The 20,015-nt window shown below is 38.9% G+C and carries 13 protein-coding genes and 1 pseudogene; 1 reads left to right on the top strand and 13 read right to left on the bottom strand.

The features are described from left to right. Window positions 1-75: 75 nt before the first annotated feature. The 12 genes from ACYQ0N_RS14435 to ACYQ0N_RS14490 form a co-directional block, all read right to left on the bottom strand. Window positions 76-2,679 (bottom strand): AAA family ATPase, encoded by a 2,604-nt coding sequence (locus tag ACYQ0N_RS14435; protein ID WP_460163077.1) that lies wholly within the window; start codon window positions 2,677-2,679, stop codon window positions 76-78. Then, entirely contained in the window at window positions 2,676-3,791 is a 1,116-nt protein-coding gene (locus ACYQ0N_RS14440; protein ID WP_177533217.1) for an exonuclease SbcCD subunit D, read from the bottom strand. The genes ACYQ0N_RS14435 and ACYQ0N_RS14440 overlap by 4 nt, the downstream gene beginning before the upstream one ends. Window positions 3,792-4,188: 397 nt before the next feature. Next, window positions 4,189-5,256, bottom strand: a complete 1,068-nt coding sequence (locus tag ACYQ0N_RS14445; RefSeq protein ID WP_177533216.1) for an FkbM family methyltransferase — start codon at window positions 5,254-5,256, stop codon at window positions 4,189-4,191. Window positions 5,257-5,286: 30 nt separating this feature from the next. Then, window positions 5,287-5,688, bottom strand: a complete 402-nt coding sequence (locus ACYQ0N_RS14450; RefSeq protein WP_177533215.1) for a PH domain-containing protein — start codon at window positions 5,686-5,688, stop codon at window positions 5,287-5,289. Window positions 5,689-5,728: 40 nt separating this feature from the next. Next, entirely contained in the window at window positions 5,729-8,083 is a 2,355-nt protein-coding gene (gene yicI, locus ACYQ0N_RS14455) for an alpha-xylosidase (protein ID WP_460163078.1), read from the bottom strand. A gap of 143 nt (window positions 8,084-8,226) precedes the next feature. Next, window positions 8,227-10,581 (bottom strand): ATP-dependent helicase, encoded by a 2,355-nt coding sequence (locus ACYQ0N_RS14460; RefSeq protein WP_460163079.1) that lies wholly within the window; start codon window positions 10,579-10,581, stop codon window positions 8,227-8,229. 303 nt (window positions 10,582-10,884) lie between these two features. Continuing rightward, window positions 10,885-12,360: a stage IV sporulation protein A gene (gene spoIVA, locus ACYQ0N_RS14465; RefSeq protein ID WP_460163080.1), complete on the bottom strand. Its 1,476-nt coding sequence runs from the start codon at window positions 12,358-12,360 to the stop codon at window positions 10,885-10,887. A gap of 134 nt (window positions 12,361-12,494) precedes the next feature. Continuing rightward, window positions 12,495-14,033 (bottom strand): DUF3794 domain-containing protein, encoded by a 1,539-nt coding sequence (locus ACYQ0N_RS14470; RefSeq protein WP_460163081.1) that lies wholly within the window; start codon window positions 14,031-14,033, stop codon window positions 12,495-12,497. A 319-nt stretch (window positions 14,034-14,352) separates the two neighbouring features. Further along, on the bottom strand, window positions 14,353-15,210 hold the full coding sequence (locus tag ACYQ0N_RS14475) for a dockerin type I repeat-containing protein (protein ID WP_460163082.1): 858 nt from the start codon (window positions 15,208-15,210) through the stop codon (window positions 14,353-14,355). A gap of 144 nt (window positions 15,211-15,354) precedes the next feature. Then, entirely contained in the window at window positions 15,355-15,534 is a 180-nt protein-coding gene (locus tag ACYQ0N_RS14480; RefSeq protein ID WP_177533209.1) for a hypothetical protein, read from the bottom strand. A gap of 15 nt (window positions 15,535-15,549) precedes the next feature. Further along, entirely contained in the window at window positions 15,550-16,713 is a 1,164-nt protein-coding gene (locus ACYQ0N_RS14485) for a cation diffusion facilitator family transporter (protein WP_460163083.1), read from the bottom strand. A gap of 119 nt (window positions 16,714-16,832) precedes the next feature. After that, a complete protein-coding gene (locus ACYQ0N_RS14490) occupies window positions 16,833-18,176 on the bottom strand; it encodes a cellulase family glycosylhydrolase (protein WP_460163084.1) in 1,344 nt (447 codons plus the stop codon). A gap of 221 nt (window positions 18,177-18,397) precedes the next feature. Here ACYQ0N_RS14490 and ACYQ0N_RS14495 point away from each other — a divergent pair. Continuing rightward, window positions 18,398-18,502, top strand: a pseudogene (locus tag ACYQ0N_RS14495) (AbrB/MazE/SpoVT family DNA-binding domain-containing protein); the annotation flags it as partial. 171 nt (window positions 18,503-18,673) lie between these two features. Here ACYQ0N_RS14495 and ACYQ0N_RS14500 read toward each other — a convergent pair. Continuing rightward, window positions 18,674-19,972, bottom strand: a complete 1,299-nt coding sequence (locus tag ACYQ0N_RS14500; protein WP_460163085.1) for an ATP-binding protein — start codon at window positions 19,970-19,972, stop codon at window positions 18,674-18,676. Window positions 19,973-20,015: the final 43 nt, after the last annotated feature.

Genomic DNA, 20,015 nt, shown 5'->3' on the forward strand with positions numbered 1-20,015 from the left:
AAAAGGCCTGTGCTGAAAATACTTATGCACAGTGTGCGGCATATAATTAATAACGCTTTACAAATTTATAAGCTATTATGACTCAGATATTTCTATTTCGCTTCCAACAGAAGTTTTATACACTTTAATTTTTTTGTCTATTCTGTTCTTAAGCTCTCCGACGTGAGAAATAATTCCTATAAGACGTTTCCCCCCCGCAAGTCTATCAAGAAGATCCAAAGTCTGATTCAAAGAATTGTCGTCAAGCGTTCCGAAGCCCTCGTCAATAAACATTGAATCAATCTGAATACCGCCTCTGTTTTCCTGAACAATATTTGACAGACCAAGCGCAAGAGCAAGAGCTGCAAGAAATGATTCTCCCCCTGAAAGAGTGCTTACGTCTCTCCATTGGCCAGTTTTCCTGTCCAATACCTCAAGCTCCAATCCGGACTGGCGGCGTAAATCCTTCGTTCTTTCGCTGCATTTAAGAACAAAGGCGTCGTCGGTAAGCAGTTTTAGTCTTTTGTTGGCGCATGATATAATCTGCCTGAAATAATATCTCTGAACATATGCTTCAAACCTTATTTTAGATTTCCCGCCTCCCTGCTGACCGCTTGCCGTCTTATAAAGATCATTAATAATTCCCCAATCGTTCCTTATAATCTTCTGTTTTTCAATCAGCCTTTTCATATTTTTTACTACACTGGCATTAATATCCAATCTTGTCCTAACAGAAGATATCTGTTCTGAAATATTTTTTAACTTGTCTGATATTTCTGATTTTTCTTTTTCCAAAGTCGCTATATCAACTCTGATTTTTTTTAGAGTAATCCTTTTCAGTTCCTTTATGCTCGATTCAAGTATATTAACGGACGAATTATAGTTTTCAATTTCCCTTTCATACTTTTCTATTATTTCCGGATCAAGCTTAGACGATTCATAAGCTTCCGTGCTGTCGAATCTGCTTTGAGATAAAGCGTTTTCAAAGTCCATTAAATAGCGCTTTTCTTCTTTTTGAAGCCGTTCAAGCTCGCTTTTATTGAAGCTTTTTCTCTCATCAAGCTTAAGTCCGTTCTGCATTTCATTATTATAGACGCTTTCCGCTTTTTTTAAATTTTCTTCAGTATTTTCTATTTGCTTTTTTATTTCACTCAAATTCTTTAATAAAGCTTCCTCTGATTGTTCTTTTATAATTTCATTCTTCTCAATATTTTCAACGGCAGCCTTAAACAAAGCGCACTCTTCCGAACACTTTTTATAGGTTTCTCTGAGCCTTACTGCCGATTCCTCCAATTCGTTTACAGCAGACTGCGACGGCGTATCTTCAGATAAACCGGCAGGTCTTGGGTGACTATCTGATCCACACACGGGGCAAGGCTTGCCGTTTTCAAGCCTTTCTGCAAGCAATCCCGCCTGACCTAATATAAACGCGTCAAGCGCCTTACGGTATTCTTTATCAGCAGACTCGCTTTTTTCTCTTAGATTTAAAAGCCTTTCCGACGCCTGCGCATACTTTTTTCTGTTTTCGTTAAGCTGCCTAAATAACGGCAAGGCATTTTCCAGTATGGTATATTTTCTGCGCAGCTCGTCAAGACATTCCGATTCTCGTTTAGCCGCTTTATACTTTTCAGATGCGGTATATAATTTATTTTTGTGCTCAGATTCCTGCTGCTCAAGCATAATGCGTTCATTATTCTTTTGGGATAATGATCGCCTCCTATCCTCAAGAAGTTTTTCATGAATTAATATCTGTCCAGCCTGTTTTGCATTACTTATTTCTATAGCCTTTTTATTCATAGCGTCTGATTTTTGAAGGCAATCACTTAATTCTTTATTCTTTTTTTCAAGCTCTTCCAATTGTAAATTTAGCTCTCGCCCCTCGGCTATAAGCCTTATATGATGATCGTTAGATTCTGAAAGCTCGTCTTTTTTTAAAATCATTTTTTTAAGAAGAGAAGTATATTTAATATTGTCCTTAGTCAAAAAATCAAGATACGCCTCAGCGCAGACTTCGTCGCTTTTATCAATCTCCCCTGAGTCTGTGATTCCCCTGCTCATTTCATTTTTTAATTCCCATGTAATTTTTTCAGACTGTGATTCCAAATCCGCGTCAATTTCTTTAAGCTTCTGCTGAAATCTGTCATACAGTGAGGTATTAAACAGCTTTTGAAATATCTGTTTTCTATCGTCGCTTTTATTATTAATAATTTTCAGGAAATCTCCCTGAGCTATCATAACAGTCTGTGAAAACTGATTCCGGTTCAGCCCTATGATTTCTTCAATTTTCTTACCGGCCTCGTCGGTTTTTGTCCAAACGGAACCGTTTGATAAATCTGTAAGAACAGCCTCATGCTGGGTGACAATCATACCACCGGAACGTCCTCGCTTGCTCAGTCTTTCATAAGACGGGGATCTTCTTATTTCATAATGTTTTCCATGCTGTTCAAATTCAAAAATAACATAAGTCTCAGCGGAAGACAAGGCGAAATCGGAACGAAAGGATTTTACGCTTCTTCTGTCGCGTCCTCCGCTTGCCTCTCCGTAAAGAGCAAATGAAATAGCGTCGAAAATGGTAGTCTTGCCTGAACCGGTATCCCCTGTTATCAAATACACCCCGCTTTTTCCGATTTTAGTAAAATCAATCTCCGTTATTTCAGCAAAAGGCCCGAACGCCGACATTATAAGCTTCAAAGGTTTCATTCCACCGTCTCCTCAAGATCATTAAATATTTCCCTAATTATTTCAAGCTGCTTTTCACTTGGATAAACTCCATTATTCTGAAGCGCATAAAAATCACCAAACAATTCCTCAGGACTTTTATTTTCTATTGATTCTTCCGAATAAACGTCCGTTTCATACGAGGTCTTAGAGTTATCTATACTGAATTTCAGCATATTCGGGAATACGCTTCTCAGGGCTATTCTGGCGTCGGGTGAAACCGTTTCATCTGTAATTATAACTCGTATGTAATCCTCGGTATAGCTTTTATTCATTAATTCCTCAAAGCTTCCTTTTATGGTCTTTACATCGTGAGGAAGTATTATCGGCGCCGTATTAATCTTTATATCATTTTTTCCCTTAACCTCAACTACGGTAAAGGATTTTTTGTGAAATTCCTCCGACAGTGAATATTTAAGCGGAGAACCGGCATATCTTACCGTTTCTTTGCCGCACCGCTGCGACTGATGAAGATGCCCTAAAGCGACATAATCAAAAATATCAAAAATTTCTGCGCTTACGCTGTCCAGTCCTCCGATAGCAAATTCTTCGGAATCACAAGTTTTGCCGCCAGTTATAAACTGATGGCATACCAATATATTAATTCGATTTTCATCAATATACGAGTTTTCTATAACGGTTTTCACTGCTTGTTCATAGGAAAGCTGCTGCTTCTCCGGATAAAACTGTTTTACATTAGCCGGTTTAATGAATGGAAGCAGATGTATTGTGATTTTATTATCCTCGTCTATGCTCTGCAGCTTTCCCGAAAAAGGTTCGGGAGCATATATTCCGCTCTTTTTAATTATAGAAGAATAATATGATATTCTTTCAGGCGAATCATGATTTCCGCTTATCATATAAATTTTTGAACCGATATTTGATAAATCCGTAATAAAATTATTAAATAATTTCATGGCTTCTGCTGAGGGAACAGATTTGTCATAAATATCCCCCGCAATTATCACGCCCTCGCACTTTTGTAACATATAGGCGTCAACAGCCTGTTTTAAAACCTCCCTCTGATCATCAATAAGACTATAATCATTAAGACGCTTACCAAGATGAAGATCAGAAATATGAAGTAGCTTCATTTTAATCTCCGTTCTGCCGGTTAAGGCGATATTGATATTTAAAAATTTCTTAAATAATATTGCGTTATGTCTTTCAGTTATCATTTGGCTGATGAGGCGTTTTAAAAACAATGGAGCCGGATTGTTTTTCCCGCCCCATTAATTTTATCATCCTTTCAGCATGTTTAAATGCCGTATGTATCTTCTTGGAATGTTAATACCTACCATGTAGCCCATTCTCAAAGTATTCAGAAATAATACTGAAATCGTCCTTATAAAATTATTTATGTCAATATTTTTTGAAAGAAGATATTAATTAGAAAAAATGCCGGTTCAACATTAAATTGAATCGGCTGTTTTAGTTATTTCCCCAACTGATTTTACATTATATTTTCCTAATAAAACAATATTTATTTTATCATATAACTGCATATAAATTTGTTTCCCATGCAGGTATATAAAGCTGATGGCGTATATAGAGCTTATATTTGGAATTAAGCTTATGCACAAGCAACGGAAGCTCAAATAAATCTTCATTTCTGTGATAGAGGGCTACCATAAGCCTGGGATTATATCTCGCTATAGTCTGACATGCGCCCCAGAGCGCTTCCCGCTCTGCTCCTTCAACATCCATTTTTATAAGCGTAGCTTCATTTCCGTTAAGAATACTGTCTACCGACCTACCCTCAATATATTTTGTTCCTCTGCTAGCAGCAATTGAAGACTGTCTCCCTGATTTTGCACTGAACGGAAGCTGAGTATCAATACACCAGGCAGCGTTATTGTATGCGTAAATATGATTTTTTCCTTCAATATTTTTACAGAGCTTTTTGAAGTTTTTCCTGTCTGGCTCCATAGCGTAAATCCGAACATATCTGTTACGTGTAATTTCAAGCATTTCCAATATTGTATCTCCATTATATGCTCCAAGATCAACATAATGCTCATTCAGATTCGGCTTAATTATATCACGGTAAATCTCAGTTTTTGTCGCGGTTATATTTTCAAGATGACTTATATCTCCGCTGATTTTAAAATTAATAATTGACGCGAAAACCTTTCTTGAATAATTATCTGCAAGAAGCTCGTAGACCTCCTGAAGTTTATCAGCGTTTCTTACGCAATACTCATATGTAAACAAACCGCTGCCGATAACAGGCACGTCCGGCACATATAGCTTATGCTTTTTTCCAATCATTTTTATTCTGTCTACAAGCTCTTCATATCCGGCAGCAAATGCCAGTACTACTGCAAAATCGGATTCACGCTCCTCTACCTCAGAAAGCCTCATAACCCTAAAGCCCTGAAAATAATGCCCTCTTACGAAATCGTCGCTTGCAAAAATTCCTGCTGTTTTTATTCCGTATTTTTTAAATACTGACATAATTTTAATAGCTCCGTCCCCCATTCCGTAAATATAAACCGGACGGTGTTCCTTTTGAAGCTTTTCCCAGCAGGTTTCTTTTTCAGTTATAAATTCAAGCATTTTTCCACATCTCTTTTAAAATAATTTCATTCAGTTGTAATCGTCTTCGTGATCGTCGCAATCATGAACGTCATATCCTATCATATCCCGGCCTCTCGTTCTGTAACGGTCGCGCTGTATATTAATATATTTATCAAGCTGCTCCAATACCTTTCTTGGAGCCTTAACGGATTTTATTTCCTTGATAGGCGTATCCGTATCTCTGACATACAATATAATAGTTCCGCAACCGAATATTCTCTGTTTCAAAGGAAGCATCAGCTTTTTGTCTGTCACAGTATATAAATCGAGCTCATCCTCCGCAAGACTAAGTAGACCAACTCTTGTAATAAATTTATTTTCCGTAAGAAAATATCTTGTAAACGAAAGCGGAAGTCCGAAAAGAGTACGCTTTTTGTCCGTCCAAATATAATCTATTTCATTTTTGCCCATTTCAAAACTCCGTTTATCAGGAGAGAGTCGTCTCTCCTGATTATAAATTAATAATAATCTGACCGTTATCGGCAGCCGGCGCGTCAAAGACCTTACCCTCTGCCGTGATTTTAAATGCTCTGCCGCTTGTATAAGTTACGCAGATCTCATTTCCGTTTCTTTCGGCCTTCATAGACATAACCCTATTGGCGTCAATATCATAAACCTCAGTCTCCGACGATTTTCCGTCCTCAAGATTATATATAACCGCGTTTGCATTATTAATATAATCATATTCAAAGCTGTTGTTAAAATCGCCGTAAACAATAATAGATCCGGGCTTAGCTAATACAGGCATTTCCAGATATGAACATTTCTTCTTTACATATCTTCCGCCCTCAATAGTTTCTCCGGTAATAATATCGGTCCACTTTCCTTCCGGAAGATAATACTGAACCACTCCGTCTTCACTGAGAACCGGAGCGCAAAGGAGATTATCACCCAGCATATATTGTCTGTCAAGGAAAAGACAAGCCGGATCTTCCGCGAAATCTATAACCATGGCTCTCATCATAGGAACGCCGGTAGACGATGTCTTGACAGCCTGCGAGAACAAATACGGCATAAGTCTGCCCTTAAGCTTTGTAAAGAACCTAAGTACTGCGCAAGCGTTTTCAGGGTTTTCGGGAGTATCATCCTCATAAGCCCACGGAACCCTGTAAGAGGTTGAACCGTGCAGACGGCTGTGAGTTGACATCAGACCGAACGCGCACCATCTTTTATAAACGTCAGGAGATGCGGTAGCCTCAAAACCGCCGATATCATGACTAAAATATCCGAAACCGGACGCACAGAGCGAAAGACCGCCTCTGAGAGTTTCTGCCATTGAAGAATATTCGGCTGAACAATCGCCGCCCCAATGAACCGGGAACTGCTGTCCGCCGGCCGTTGCGCTTCTGGCAAACAGACAAGCCTGATTCTCTCCGTAATAATCCTTAAGAACATTAAAAACAAGCTTATTGTATAAATATGTGTAATAATTATGCATTTTAACAGGATCTTCACCGCTGAAATACTTCACCTTTGTAGGTATTCTTTCGCCAAAGTCAGTTTTTATCGCAGTTACTCCCATATCGCATAAAGCGCGTATTTTTGACGCATACCATTCGCATGCCTCAGGATTTGTAAAATCGACAATAGCCATGCCCGGCTGCCACATATCACACTGAAAAACGCTTCCGTCTGTATTTTTAATAAAGTAGCCGTTTTTAACTCCCTCGTCAAACAGACTTGAACGCTGCGCTATATACGGATTGATCCATACGCATATGCCCAGCCCTCTTTCCTTAAGCCTTTTGAGCATAGCCGGAGGATCCGGGAACTGAGTTTTATCCCAATCGAAATTACACCACTCGTATCCCTTCATCCAAAAGCAGTCAAAGTGAAACATCTGAAGAGGAATATCCCTCTCGGCCATTCCGTCTATAAACGACGTTATCGTTTCTTCGTCATAGGTTGTAGTGAACGACGTAGACAGCCACAGACCGAACGTTTTGGCCGGAGGCAAGGCAGGTTTTCCCGTAAGCGTCGTATAATTTGACAATACCTCGTGCAGATTTTCTCCGCCGATAACAAAATATTCAATTTCCTCGCCCGGAACGGTTATTGAAACCTTAGACACGGTATCAGACGCAATTTCATAGGAAACCTTATCGGAACTGTTGACAAAAACTCCGTATCCGTTAGATGAAATGTAAAAAGGAACGCATTTATAGCTCTGGTCAGAGCAAGTGCCTCCGTCGGAATTCCACATTTCAACGTTCTGACCGTTTTTAACAAAGGTAGTAAATTTTTCACCAAATCCGTAAATACATTCTCCTATACCGAGAGTAAGCTGCTCTCTTATATATGTGTTATGCTCGTCTGCCGGATAGCTCCAAAAGCTGTCGTCCCGCATGCTGTTGATACGGTTATCGGCTCTGAACTGATTTTCTTCAATATAAGACGTAGCTCTCCATGCTCCGCCGGTAAGACGTTTTCCCTTATAGCTGAATTCAACGTCCCAGTCAAAGCCTTTCTTTATTCTCACCTTAGTGCTGCCGGAAGTCATCTCAGCAAAATCTTCTCCGGTCTTTATCTCCGGAATATAGCCCTGATCTTCATTAAGCTCAAATTTAGGAGCATTTTTCAAAGTTCCCTTATGATGAACAACAGACACCTTAATAACGTCCGGAGCAGTTGATTTATAAGTGATCTCAAAGGTAACTCCGCCAAGAGTCATAGCTCTGTTATAAATCGCCGAAGAGGTTGCAAAAACTGTTATTGAATTAGGAGTTGTCGTTATTTCATAGGCCATAACGGCATAATTCACGTTAAAACCCCTTTGATTAAGCCAAAATCCGTCTGAAAATTTCATATTTTCAAACTCCTTCCGTTTTTCATAATAGTACTATCATTTTAACATAATACTCTTTATATGTCAATTAAAATTCATCATATTTATATAGTATTAACCTATCTGTTGTGCTTTTTAATCACATGTTTATCCTATTAAATTTATCAGCACTTCTTTATTTTCGCAAAATTAGCCATAATTTTTTTCGTTCCTACCTTATCGAAGGCAATTTCCAGCATTGCGTCGTTTGCCATTTTCTTAACGCTTAGAATAGTTCCCTCTCCGAATATATTATGCATTACCTTTTCCCCGACTGAATAAACGGTATTTGCAGGTGAATCAGACGGTTTCGCCGTTTTGATCTTAGCGATTTGCTGCTGCAACGATATAGACGAGCTTGCGTTTGTAACAGGCGGCTTATCTGTTTTGGCAATAATTGTGTTATCATGCTTGTCTATAAGAGTCTTATCTATTTCTCTGATAAATCTGGAGGTTGTATTCCGCTGCGTGGTTCCAAAAAGCATTCTTTGTGCAGCGCTGCTTAAATATAGTCTTTTTCTGGCTCTTGTAATAGCGACATAAGCCAGTCTGCGTTCTTCTTCAATTTCCGAATCACTGTTAAGACATCTGCCGCTTGGGAAAATACCGTCCTCCATACCTATTGCAAATACATTATTAAATTCAAGTCCTTTTGCTGAATGAACCGTCATCATAACTACAGCGTCGGTATCGGCGTCCATTTTATCAAGGTCGGTATACAGCGATATTTCCTCAAGGAATTCATTTAAGGACGGTTCGTCGCTTTCACTAATATATGAAACAATTGTAGATTTTAATTCGCTGATATTCTCTAACTTCGTTAATCCGTCGTCTCCGAGACTTTTCATATATTCGAGATAACCGGTTCGCTCCAGAAGAAAATCAAAAAATTCATCTAAGGGCATTTCTTCTGACGCGGACTGCAATTCAGAAAACATTTCCGCAGCGGCTTTAAGAACTCCCGCTTTTTTTGAAAGTAAAGGATAATCGCCGGCATTTTTCATTACTTCTATCGGAGAAAGACCAAGGTCGGATGTAATATCGTTAATAAGGCTTAACGTACTGTCGCCTATACCTCTCTTAGGCTCGTTGACTATTCTTCTGAATCTAAGTATATCATTTTCATTATTTATGACTGCAAGATAAGACGTCAAATCCTTAATTTCCTTACGGTCATAAAATCTCATACCTCCGAATACACGATACGGAATACCGCTTTTTACAAACGCCTGCTCTATAGTATTGGACTGGGCGTTCATTCTATATAAAACCGCGCTGTCCCCGAACTTATCGCCGTTTTTTATACTTTCAAGTATAGCGGAGGCTATAAATGACGCCTCGTCACGCTCGTCCCTTGCCCTGTACCAAACTATCCTTTCGCCTTCACCGCTGTCGGTCCATAATTTTTTTGATTTTCTTTCTGAATTATTCTTTATTACAGAGTTTGCCGCGTCCAGTATATTCTGCGTTGAACGGTAATTCTGTTCAAGCCTTATTACCTTGCAAGCATTATATTGCTTTTCAAAATTCAATATATTTTCAATTGTAGCCCCTCTGAATTTATAAATACTCTGATCATCGTCTCCCACCACGCACAGATTATTGTGCTTTGCCGACAAAAGACTTACCAGCCTGAACTGAGCGTGATTAGTATCCTGATATTCGTCTACCATTATATATTTATATCTGTTCTGGTAATATTCAAGAGCGTCGGGATAATCGGTGAGTATTCTTACCGTAAGATTTATAATATCATCAAAGTCCACTGCGTTTGAGGCGAATAATCTTTTCTGATATTCCCTGTAAACCCTTGAAATCACAGTTTTTCTGTAATTCTTACCAACTCTTTCTTCATAATCGTCAGGATTCAAAAGACTGTCCTTAGCAGATCCGATTTCCGATAAAACAGCCTTTGGCGATAATTGCTTTTCCGATATGCCAAGATCTGTCATACAAGCTTTTATTACCCTCTGGCTGTCGTCGGAATCATAAATTGTAAAACTGCTCTGGTAACCCAGCCTTTCAATATCCCGTCTCAGGATTCTTACGCACGCCGAATGAAAGGTCGCAGCCCTGATATCTGAAGCTTCTTCGCCCAGCATTGTATAAAGTCTCTCCTTTAATTCTCCGGCCGCCTTATTTGTAAATGTAATTGCCAGAATGTTCCAAGGCTTTATCGGTTCATGTGCAACAGCGTCTCTGAGAGAAGATAAACTAACTTCTTCTCCTTTTAAATAATTTTCAAGTAAAAGACAGTCGTCTTCATTTCCCTGATATGAACTATCGAAATAAGCGTTACCGAAATTAATCATATTCGCAATACGGTTTACTATAACCGTAGTCTTTCCGCTGCCTGCCCCGGCAAGAACCAGAACGGGCCCTTTAACGGAAAATACAGCTTCCTTCTGGCGTTCGTTCATTCTTCCGAAATATTTTTCAAGAGCTTTTCTTTTTAATTCAGTATAAAATGTTGATAACATTTATGATTCTCCAATCAAAATAAAAATATGATATTATTATAACATATTTTTGCCATTGTGAAAAGTCCCTGTAAAAATATAGTTTTTATTATCAAATAGACTATAATTGTTAAAAATATATCAGCTTATTAACACAAATTTAACATATTATCTCTTTTTTATTAATCTGTTTTTTGATATAATATTTAGCGTGTAGAGCACAAGATTAGAGAAAAGAAAAATAACTGGAAAAAAGGCGGAAGAAATTCCGTCTTTTTTCTCTTAAAATAAAACAGCGGACATATAATGTCCGCTGAATTATTTTCAAAGTATAAAGCATATAAGTCCGCTGCAGCCCTCGTTGATAACTCTCTGCAAGGTTTCCTGAAGCTTCATTCTTGCCTCAACCGGCATTTTATAAAGCTTATTATGAAGTCCTTCGTTTACCAGCTCATGCAGCGATTTTCCAAAAATATTTGATTCCCAGATTTTCTTCGGATTTTCTTCGAATCCGGAAAGCAGATACATAACAAGCTCCTCGCTCTGCTTTTCAGTTCCGACAATCGGGCTGACAGTGGTATTGATAGCCGCCTTCATCAGATGTATCGACGGAGCGGAGGCCTTGAGCTTAACTCCGTATTTGCCTCCCTGTTTAATAATTTCAGGTTCTTCAAGTGAAAGCTCGTCAATATCCGGCATTACTATTCCATAACCGGTAGCCTCAACCTCGTCAAGCGCAGGCTTAATTTTCATGAATTGCTTCTTAATATTATTAAGCTCCATAAGAACAGGCAGCAAATCGCTCTCATTAACTATTTCTATACCGGTAGCCTCTCCAAGTATTTTATAGAACAGACTGCTGTCCAGACTAACCTGAATAGTAATGCTTCCCTTACCTAAATTCATATCGGCTACTCTTGAATCAACAACATATTGACACTTGCCCATAAGCTCCGCAGCTCTCTTGACCTCTCTGACTATCCTGACGTTTTCAGCAGCTTCCCTTACGGCTGAAAATACTTCATTTTTTAGCCAATGGCCCTTTTCAAGGCCTGTAATCCACTTTTCCATTCGAATATTTATTTCCTTGATCGGAAAAGCGAACAGAACCTGAGTAATAATATCCCTAATATCCTGTTCATTAAGCTCAAGACAATTAACCGGAATTACGGTTGCCGAATATTTTTCAGAAAGCTCGCTGCATAAAGCTTTAGCGTCCTCCGAGCGAGGATTAACGCAGTTCATTATAACCACAAACGGCTTATCGATTTCATTCAGTTCGTTAATAACCCTCTCTTCAACCTCGGCATATTCATCCCTGGGAATATCAGAAATACTTCCGTCGGTAGTAACCACAAGACCGATAGTAGAATGCTCGGATATGACCTTTCTTGTACCTATTTCTGCCGCCATATTAAACGGAACCTCTTCCTCAAACCACGGCGTCTGGACCATTCTCGGAGAAGAATTTTCTATATAGCCTATTGAGCTGGGAACTATGTACCCAACGCAGTCTATCATTCTCACATTGAATCTCGCGCCGTCTCCCAGATTTACTTCAACCGCCTCTTCCGGAATAAACTTAGGTTCAGTCGTCATTATAGTTTTTCCGGCTGCGGACTGAGGAAGCTCGTCAACAGCCCGTTCCCTCTTAAAATCGCTTTCAATGTTAGGTATCACCAGAGACTCCATAAACCTTTTAATAAAGGTCGATTTGCCTGTCCGGACAGGTCCGACAACGCCAATATATATGTCGCCGTCAGTTCTGCTGGCAATATCGCTGTAAATATCGTTTGTCATATTAATCTCCGTTCTGCCGCAAACTTCAGATAATTTGAAACGAAAACCTCCTCAGCGGCATGACAGAGATTTCCGAGATTTTACCGCGTATACCGCTTACGGCGGCGGTATACACATTTTATTAAACCGCTTCATTATACTATCGGAATCAACAGCATACCGCTCTTGGTTAACCGTTCTTCGTCTAAGTCGTTTTCTTCCATAATAGATCTGACAGAAGTGCTGTATCTCTTAGCTATCTCCCATATATCCTCTCCCTCAACGCCATAATATAGCTTAAGAGCATAATCTCCGTCTCGAACTTTTTTTACTGAGCCGTCAAAATTGACCTCGGTTACCGCTTCACATGATGATGACAGAAATACGTTTCCTGTGATTCTCAGATCAGCTTTAATGGAAATGCTGTCTGAAGACGTTATAGTATATGAACAATCAACAGATGTTACGTTTATATCAGCCGAAGAAGTTTCAGAAATGCCGTTTACAGGAATTGTATGCTCAAACGCTTCGGTCTTTTCAATTATAGCCGGCATACCGGTTTCATTTTTTATCATAACGCAGTAATCGATCATACCGCTGACTACAAGAGTTTTTTCCTCATTGTTTACAGCCGTATTTATATTTTTCGGTACGCACCATGTATCATATACACACTCAACATTTCCATTTTCACTTTCAATTGTCAGCTTTTCCTGTATAAGCTCGTTAATTTCAACCGGAGCCTGTTCTATTTTCAGCCTTGACGACGCAAATTCACATGGAAATGATGTTGAATAAACGTCAGTAACTAATTCCGCCGGAAGGTTTTTCACCGCGCTGCAGCTTACGTTTATTCTCAGCTCACACTTTAATATTCTTGCGTCGCCGTTGCTGTCCGCAGACGCAGTTACATCGCAGGAAGCTGTTTCCGCCTTAACCGAGCACGTAAAGCTTTCGTCAAGACCGTCCATATCCACAATCTGACTGAAAGGTACCGGAAATTTCATAGATTCAAGACCGTTTTCACATGAATATAAAACGCAGACTGAAGCTTCGCCCTTTAAAACAAGCTTATTTGCCACTATCTTTTTGTCCGTCACATTTATAACGGAATAGGTTCGAATAATGCTTATTACCGGTTGATTAGAAGAATTAAGTTCAAAATCTTCAGACGCAGAAATTGATTTGAATGCAGATATTTTCTTAGCCGCAAATTCTACAGGAAGCTTTTTCATCTGAGCATTCATTCCGAATATGTCGCAGATTACTTCCTGAGTTCTTTCACCTGTTATTTTAATTTTTATCGAAACCGCACCCCGCATATCTATACGTCTCTGATTTACGACGCGGCAATTAATATGATCTGTTTTCGGAACAAGTGTTACGCTGGGCTTTTCAGCAGTTTCAGAAAGCTGTATACTTTTATTGAAGGTCATCTTCTGACAAATGCATTGCAGAGTATTGCTTTGCTCTGAACAATATAGTATTTTTATATCCGCCTGAAGCTCGTATGAAACAGTATCGCCATTTATGCTGTATGAAAGAACAGACGGAACTATACAGCATTTTACAAGCTTGAAAATATCCGGAAAATAATCCGGCAGTATGTAATCAAGCTCAACACTCTGCTCCTGTATTCCGTCAAAAATGCTTTCAGAAACTGTAAGCATTTCACGGTTAATCTTTAAATCCATTTATATACCTCCTAAATTCATCCAAGTCCGCCGCTTTTACATTTCGGACTTGTACTTGCTAAAACATTATATTCGTACATAGTAATTAATATTCCTTATAAAAAAGCTGAAATTGATATTTAATTTAACCGCAAGTTTTTTACCCTTCCGCATTATATAAATATACGCCGTAACCCAAATAGAAAAGTCCTGTTCATTAAATGAACAGGACTAAATTTTTACTTTTTGGAATATCATCAGATTTATCAAAGCAGGATTTATTTAAAAAAATAAAAAACTCCGGTTAAAATAACCGGAGTTTTTTATTTTTAATATTAAATTACATTAATGTCCTAGCTACTTCAATTGCGTCATAAAGATCGCATACTCCGTCGCCAGTCATATCGCCGATAGCGATCTGTTCATTAGTAAAATCAACCATTCCCATCATGTATTTTGCAATTTCAATTGCGTCATAAAGATCAACCTTACCGTCCATTGTAACGTCGCCGCTTTCATAAGCGCCTGTTACAACGTATGTCAAAGAATTCTTTGTTTTAGCAAATGCCTGAGCGGCTGTTCCGTCCGGACCTTCAAGTGTTACAAGATCATATGGCATAAGAGAAAAAGCGGCTTCAAGACGGTTCAGGTTAGTTTCTGAAAATCCGAGTGAATCAATTTCTCTGAGAACCTGAATAGCAGCTTCTGAAACTGTGAGATCAGTTACATCGATATTGCCAATGTGAGCCATTGCTCTGGCAATAGCATCGGCAATCTGCTGATCGCTGTAGTTAAGACCTGCAACGCTGTTTACCCAGTACTTGATAACGCCGTTAATAGTTTTATCAGGTGAAAGACCGATTATGTACTTGTCAACAATAGCCATTGTCATAAACGCCTGGCTGCTGATATAATCTTCAGTCAGAGTTTCAGGAACAACGACTGTTACCTTCTTGCTGATAAGACCGAAAGCAAAGTCATCTACGCCTACGACTGTCTGACCGTCAATTTCAGACGGAATAACGATTTTATCTGCTGTCTTATCTGAATAGTCAGTAATTACAACGCCTTCAGAAACTTCTCTTACAGAAAAAGTCGCTTCTGTTTCTTCTGCAAACGCACTTGCAATCGGCATAGCTGAAGCGAGCATAGCAGCCGCGCTGACGCCAGCCATGATTTTTTTCAGAGATTTTTTCATTTTTATTCCTCCATATTTGTAGTTATGTTATTATAATAACATCTTATTGACATTTTGTCAAGCTTTTTTAGTTTTTTTACTTCGTAACATTTCATGAAAATTATGGATAAAAATTGCCAAAATTTATATTCCATAATAAATTATCTATATTCCATTAATAATCTTATATTCAAGGTTCTCCCATAATAGCTCCGTTCCTATATCCGTCCCCTCAGGCAGCAGAGCAAGAGCTATTAAAATCGTATCGGCGGTCTCATTGTCAATACGCTTAATTGTAGCGTATTCGCCTTCAATTGCTATAACCTTGTATTTAAACGGACCCAAACAACCATCCTCCCATCAATATTCCCTGTCAAAAGTAATAACTGTATAATAATTATCTTCCATTTTATCAAGCTGTTTGTCTATAAGCTCTTTTATATCATCATTATTGTATTTGCAGTCGTATGGAACGACTATGTCAAAAATCAGATTTGTATGCGTATCTCCGGCAACAAGTCTGAAATCATGTATTTGAAGGCAAGGATCTATATCTAAAATAATATTCCTAATCATATCAAGCGACAAATTAACCTGTTCATTGTCGGTTTCTATAGGATCCATGTGAATAGTCATCAGAATATTAAGCTCTCTGTGAATCCTTCTTTCAAGCTCGTCTATCATATCGTGAACAAAGACAAAATCCTCATTGCTTTTTACCTCCGCATGAAGGCTTCCTATCATATTACCCGGACCGTAATTATGAACTACAAGATCATGGATTCCGATAATCTTATCGCTTTCTCCTATCATTTCCTTAATGGCATATACAATATCCGAGTCAACCGGTTTTCCTAAAAGATTATCCACAGTATCTTTTACAATATCAATACCCGACTTGAATATAAACAGCGATACAACCAATCCCATAATTCCGTCTACGGGAAGATTTGTATACAAAGACGATATAACTGCAATACAGGTTGCCGAGGTGGCTATAACATCGGTTCTGCTGTCCTTGGCAGCTGCAAGCATAACGGAAGAATTGATTTTCTTTCCAAGAAAAGCGTTGAAAAACGACATCCAAAGCTTTATAAGAATAGATACTAACAGCGAAATTAATACAATCAGACTGAATGTCAGCTTTTCAGGATGTATTATTTTATTTACAGAATTTCTGAAAAGCTCAAACGCAACTATCAGTATCAGAACCGCTATCGTAAGCGCAGTCAGATATTCCATACGTCCGTGTCCAAACGGATGATCCTTGTCAGCAGGCTTTGACGCCAATTTATACCCTAAAAGAGTAACCATGCAGCCTGCGCTGTCCGACAGATTGTTAAAGGCGTCGGAAACGACGGAGATCGAGCCTGATAACGTTCCCATAATATACTTTAGTATAAATAAAAAAACATTGCATATTATACCGACAACACTGCTTAAAGTCCCGTAATTCCGGCGAACCTTTAAATTATTTATATCGTCGGGATTCTTAATAAATTTTTGAATAAGAAATTTAGTCATATTCTACTCCCGAATTTTTACTGATTTTATATTATAACATATATTTAATTAATAATCAACTTATTCGGCAAAAAAGTCAGCCGCATTTTATCATGCAGCCGACCAAAATTATTTTTATATCAGGTTATGCCCATAATATATCTTGCTACTCCTATCGCATCATATAAGTCAACTGTTCCGTTACCGTCATAATCAGCAATTTCACACTGTTCGCTATCAAAGCTTACCATTCCCATGATATATTTTGCAATTTCAATCGCGTCATATAAATCAATTTCTCCGTTTCCGCTTATATCTCCTCTTAGCTTTGTTGATTCAAGTATATTCATAAAATCTGATTTAAGCTGCTGATCAATCATTTTACATGTGCTACGGTCATAATGAAGTCCGGTTATATCCCAAAGCACCGGACACATCTGACGCGAATATGCCGCCTCGCATACCGATTTTAAAAACAATCTGACAGACGCTTCATCCTTGTTCTTTTTGGGACACCCGTATTCACCGATAATAACAGGAATACCTTTATCAATATATGTTTTTTTCATTAAATCCATATAATAGTCCAATTCCTTGAAATCCTCTTCTGTTCCCCATGTTTCACGCATAGTTCCCCAGCTTGCATCCTCTTCAAGAATAGCGAATACGGACGGAGTATAATAATGTACTGAAACCGCACACCTGCCCTGAGGATCCTCAGGCATTTTAAAAAGGCTGTCGCAGGTCAGCTTGAAATCTGTTGCATATCCGGCGATAAGGAGATGTCTTTTAGCGTTGTTTCCGCCGGAATTCCTTACGATATCCACAAATTTCTGATTAATTTCATTTAATAGATCAAACGCTTTCTTTTTGTTTGCGGTACTCCCTCCGTTTCTATCCCAGATATCATCCCAGCAGCCCTCTTCATTCAGAGATTCAAACATCAAATAATCACCGTAATCCCGGAAAGCTTCGGAAAGCTGAGTCCATATTCTTGTATACTTATACATACATTCGCTTTTATTCGTTGAAAATCCTGAAAACCATCCGTTATCATAATGTATATTAAGAATGACATACAATCCGCATTCAAGCGCCCAGTCCGCCGCCTCTTTTACAGCCGCAAGATATTCGGCATTTATCGTATAATCGCCGCCCATCATATTCGACCATGCGACCGGAATACGGAGTACGCCGAATCCCTCCTGAGCGTATCCCTGTATAATTTGCTTCGTTATTACCGGACTCCCCCACGCCGTTTCATATGATTCTACAGTACCGTTGCCCCATTGAGATATCCAGTCTCCGCACGATTCGTATGTATTGCCAAGATTTATTCCTATCCCCATATCCCTGACAAGCTGCATTGTACTAATATTTCTCATTCCTTCATCTGCTCGCATTTCTGACGATACCGGTAATATCAACGACGTCACGGCTATAACAACGGAACAGATAACAGACGAGATTTTTTTCAAAAACATAAAAGTATTCCCCTCCAAAATATAATATTAGCTTTATTATAGCATAAAAGCCGAAAATTTCAAAGTAAATTATATAAAATTAATTCAAAATATTAAAGCTACACAGATTTTTATTGTCTGTTTTCTTTGAATATTTCCACATTTTTTACAGATACTACATTATATTCGAAATAAACTGCATAAAGGCAGTAAAAAAGTATTTAATGGAGGAAAAAATATAAATGAAAGCTACAGGTATTGTTAGAAGAATCGACGATTTGGGAAGAGTTGTTATTCCCAAGGAAATTAGACGTACTATGAGGATTCGCGAGGGCGACCCGTTACAGACAACGTTGAAAACAGAACTTGATTACTGTATGATGATGCTTGAGATTGCGAATAGGCTGTACATAAAATAAAAATCCCGCCGCAGACTGAAAATTAACGGTCTGCGGCGGGTTTGCTGTTGGCTGTAATTATATTATATTTCTAAAAATACATATCCTCAGTACGCTGAATCACTCCGTCATATCCCGTATTTTCCCGGCAAGATACAACGGAATATTAACAAAGCTGTCGTTGATCTCATAACCCAGCTTTGAAAACCGCACAGCTTTTTCAGGCTTGTATTCTTTCAGATAATTCTTAAAGCTTGCGGAAGTTACGCTTTCCCCTGCATTTACTTCAATCGGAACAATGCTCGTTCCGTCCTGGACAATAAAATCAATCTCGCTTGCAGGGGTGGGCGCAAAGTATTTCGGCTCGGTGTCGTAAAGCGATTTTATCTGCTGTAACACAAAATTTTCCGTTAGCGCGCCCTTAAACTGATAGTCGGACTTCAGCAAAATCGCTTCGTTGCTGATACCCGCCATGTGCTTAAGCAGTCCCACATCAAACATAAACAGCTTGAAATGATTGAGCTGTTTATAAGCATTAAGCGGATGCTCGGGCTTGCTGACATTGTAAATACGCAGAACCATTCCTGCCGAAACAAGCCATTCGATAGCCTCCTCGAATTCCCTCGCCCTTGCGCCCTCTTTTATACAGCCGTAAATAAATTTTTCATTATCCTTGGCAAGCTGAGTAACAATACTTCGGAAAACCATAAGAATACGCCCGCTGTTCACCTTGCCGTTATGCTTGGAAAAGTCGTTTTCATATAGCTCGATAAGCTCCCGCTGGATTCTGCTAACCTCGGCAGGATCCTTGTGCTTTATCCACGACTGCACACATTCAGGCATACCGCCTATTATCAAATAACAGTTATATTCGTCAAGCAGTTTGTTGTGGAATATCTCTTCAATATGCTGCCTTTTTTTTATACCGCAGTAGTAATTGTAAAGTCCCTCGTCATTGGCGGCGAGAAACTCGTCAAAGGTCATAGGGCTGATATTAAGCAGATTCACTTTGCCTACGGGGTATGACTTTGGCTGAGCAAGCAGCGTCCCAAGCAGACTTCCGGCAGAAATAATGTGATACTCATTTGCCTTTTCACAAAAGTATTTCAGGCAGTTTAATGCCGCCGAGCACTCCTGCACCTCGTCAAAAATAATCAGGTGCTTTTCGGGCATGATTTTTCTGCCCTTGATAAGTCCAAGCAATTCAATGATCCTGTAGGGATTTTTATTCGTTTCAAAAATAGATTTCAGTTCGTCCTCTTCGTCAAAGTTGAAATAAAAAGTGTCATCATAATAAAGTCTGCCGAACTCCTCCATCAGCCAGGTCTTACCCACCTGTCTTGCGCCTTTAAGCACAAGCGGCTTGCGTTCAGCGCTGTTTTTCCACATCAAAAGCTGTTCTATCGCATTGCGTTTCACATTATCACTCTCCTTGTTGATATTATTATACCACTTTTAACAA

The sequence above is a fragment of the Ruminococcus sporogenes genome, from assembly GCF_054655175.1.

What these genes read in the sequence shown, in the direction of transcription:
- ACYQ0N_RS14435 (WP_460163077.1), bottom strand. Translation starts at nt 2,679, where the DNA reads ATGAAACCTTTGAAGCTTATAATGTCGGCGTTCGGGCCTTTTGCTGAA.
- ACYQ0N_RS14440 (WP_177533217.1), bottom strand. Translation starts at nt 3,791, where the DNA reads ATGAAGCTACTTCATATTTCTGATCTTCATCTTGGTAAGCGTCTTAAT.
- ACYQ0N_RS14445 (WP_177533216.1), bottom strand. Translation starts at nt 5,256, where the DNA reads ATGCTTGAATTTATAACTGAAAAAGAAACCTGCTGGGAAAAGCTTCAA.
- ACYQ0N_RS14450 (WP_177533215.1), bottom strand. Translation starts at nt 5,688, where the DNA reads ATGGGCAAAAATGAAATAGATTATATTTGGACGGACAAAAAGCGTACT.
- yicI (WP_460163078.1), bottom strand. Translation starts at nt 8,083, where the DNA reads ATGAAATTTTCAGACGGATTTTGGCTTAATCAAAGGGGTTTTAACGTG.
- ACYQ0N_RS14460 (WP_460163079.1), bottom strand. Translation starts at nt 10,581, where the DNA reads ATGTTATCAACATTTTATACTGAATTAAAAAGAAAAGCTCTTGAAAAA.
- spoIVA (WP_460163080.1), bottom strand. Translation starts at nt 12,360, where the DNA reads ATGACAAACGATATTTACAGCGATATTGCCAGCAGAACTGACGGCGAC.
- ACYQ0N_RS14470 (WP_460163081.1), bottom strand. Translation starts at nt 14,033, where the DNA reads ATGGATTTAAAGATTAACCGTGAAATGCTTACAGTTTCTGAAAGCATT.
- ACYQ0N_RS14475 (WP_460163082.1), bottom strand. Translation starts at nt 15,210, where the DNA reads ATGAAAAAATCTCTGAAAAAAATCATGGCTGGCGTCAGCGCGGCTGCT.
- ACYQ0N_RS14485 (WP_460163083.1), bottom strand. Translation starts at nt 16,713, where the DNA reads ATGACTAAATTTCTTATTCAAAAATTTATTAAGAATCCCGACGATATA.
- ACYQ0N_RS14490 (WP_460163084.1), bottom strand. Translation starts at nt 18,176, where the DNA reads ATGTTTTTGAAAAAAATCTCGTCTGTTATCTGTTCCGTTGTTATAGCC.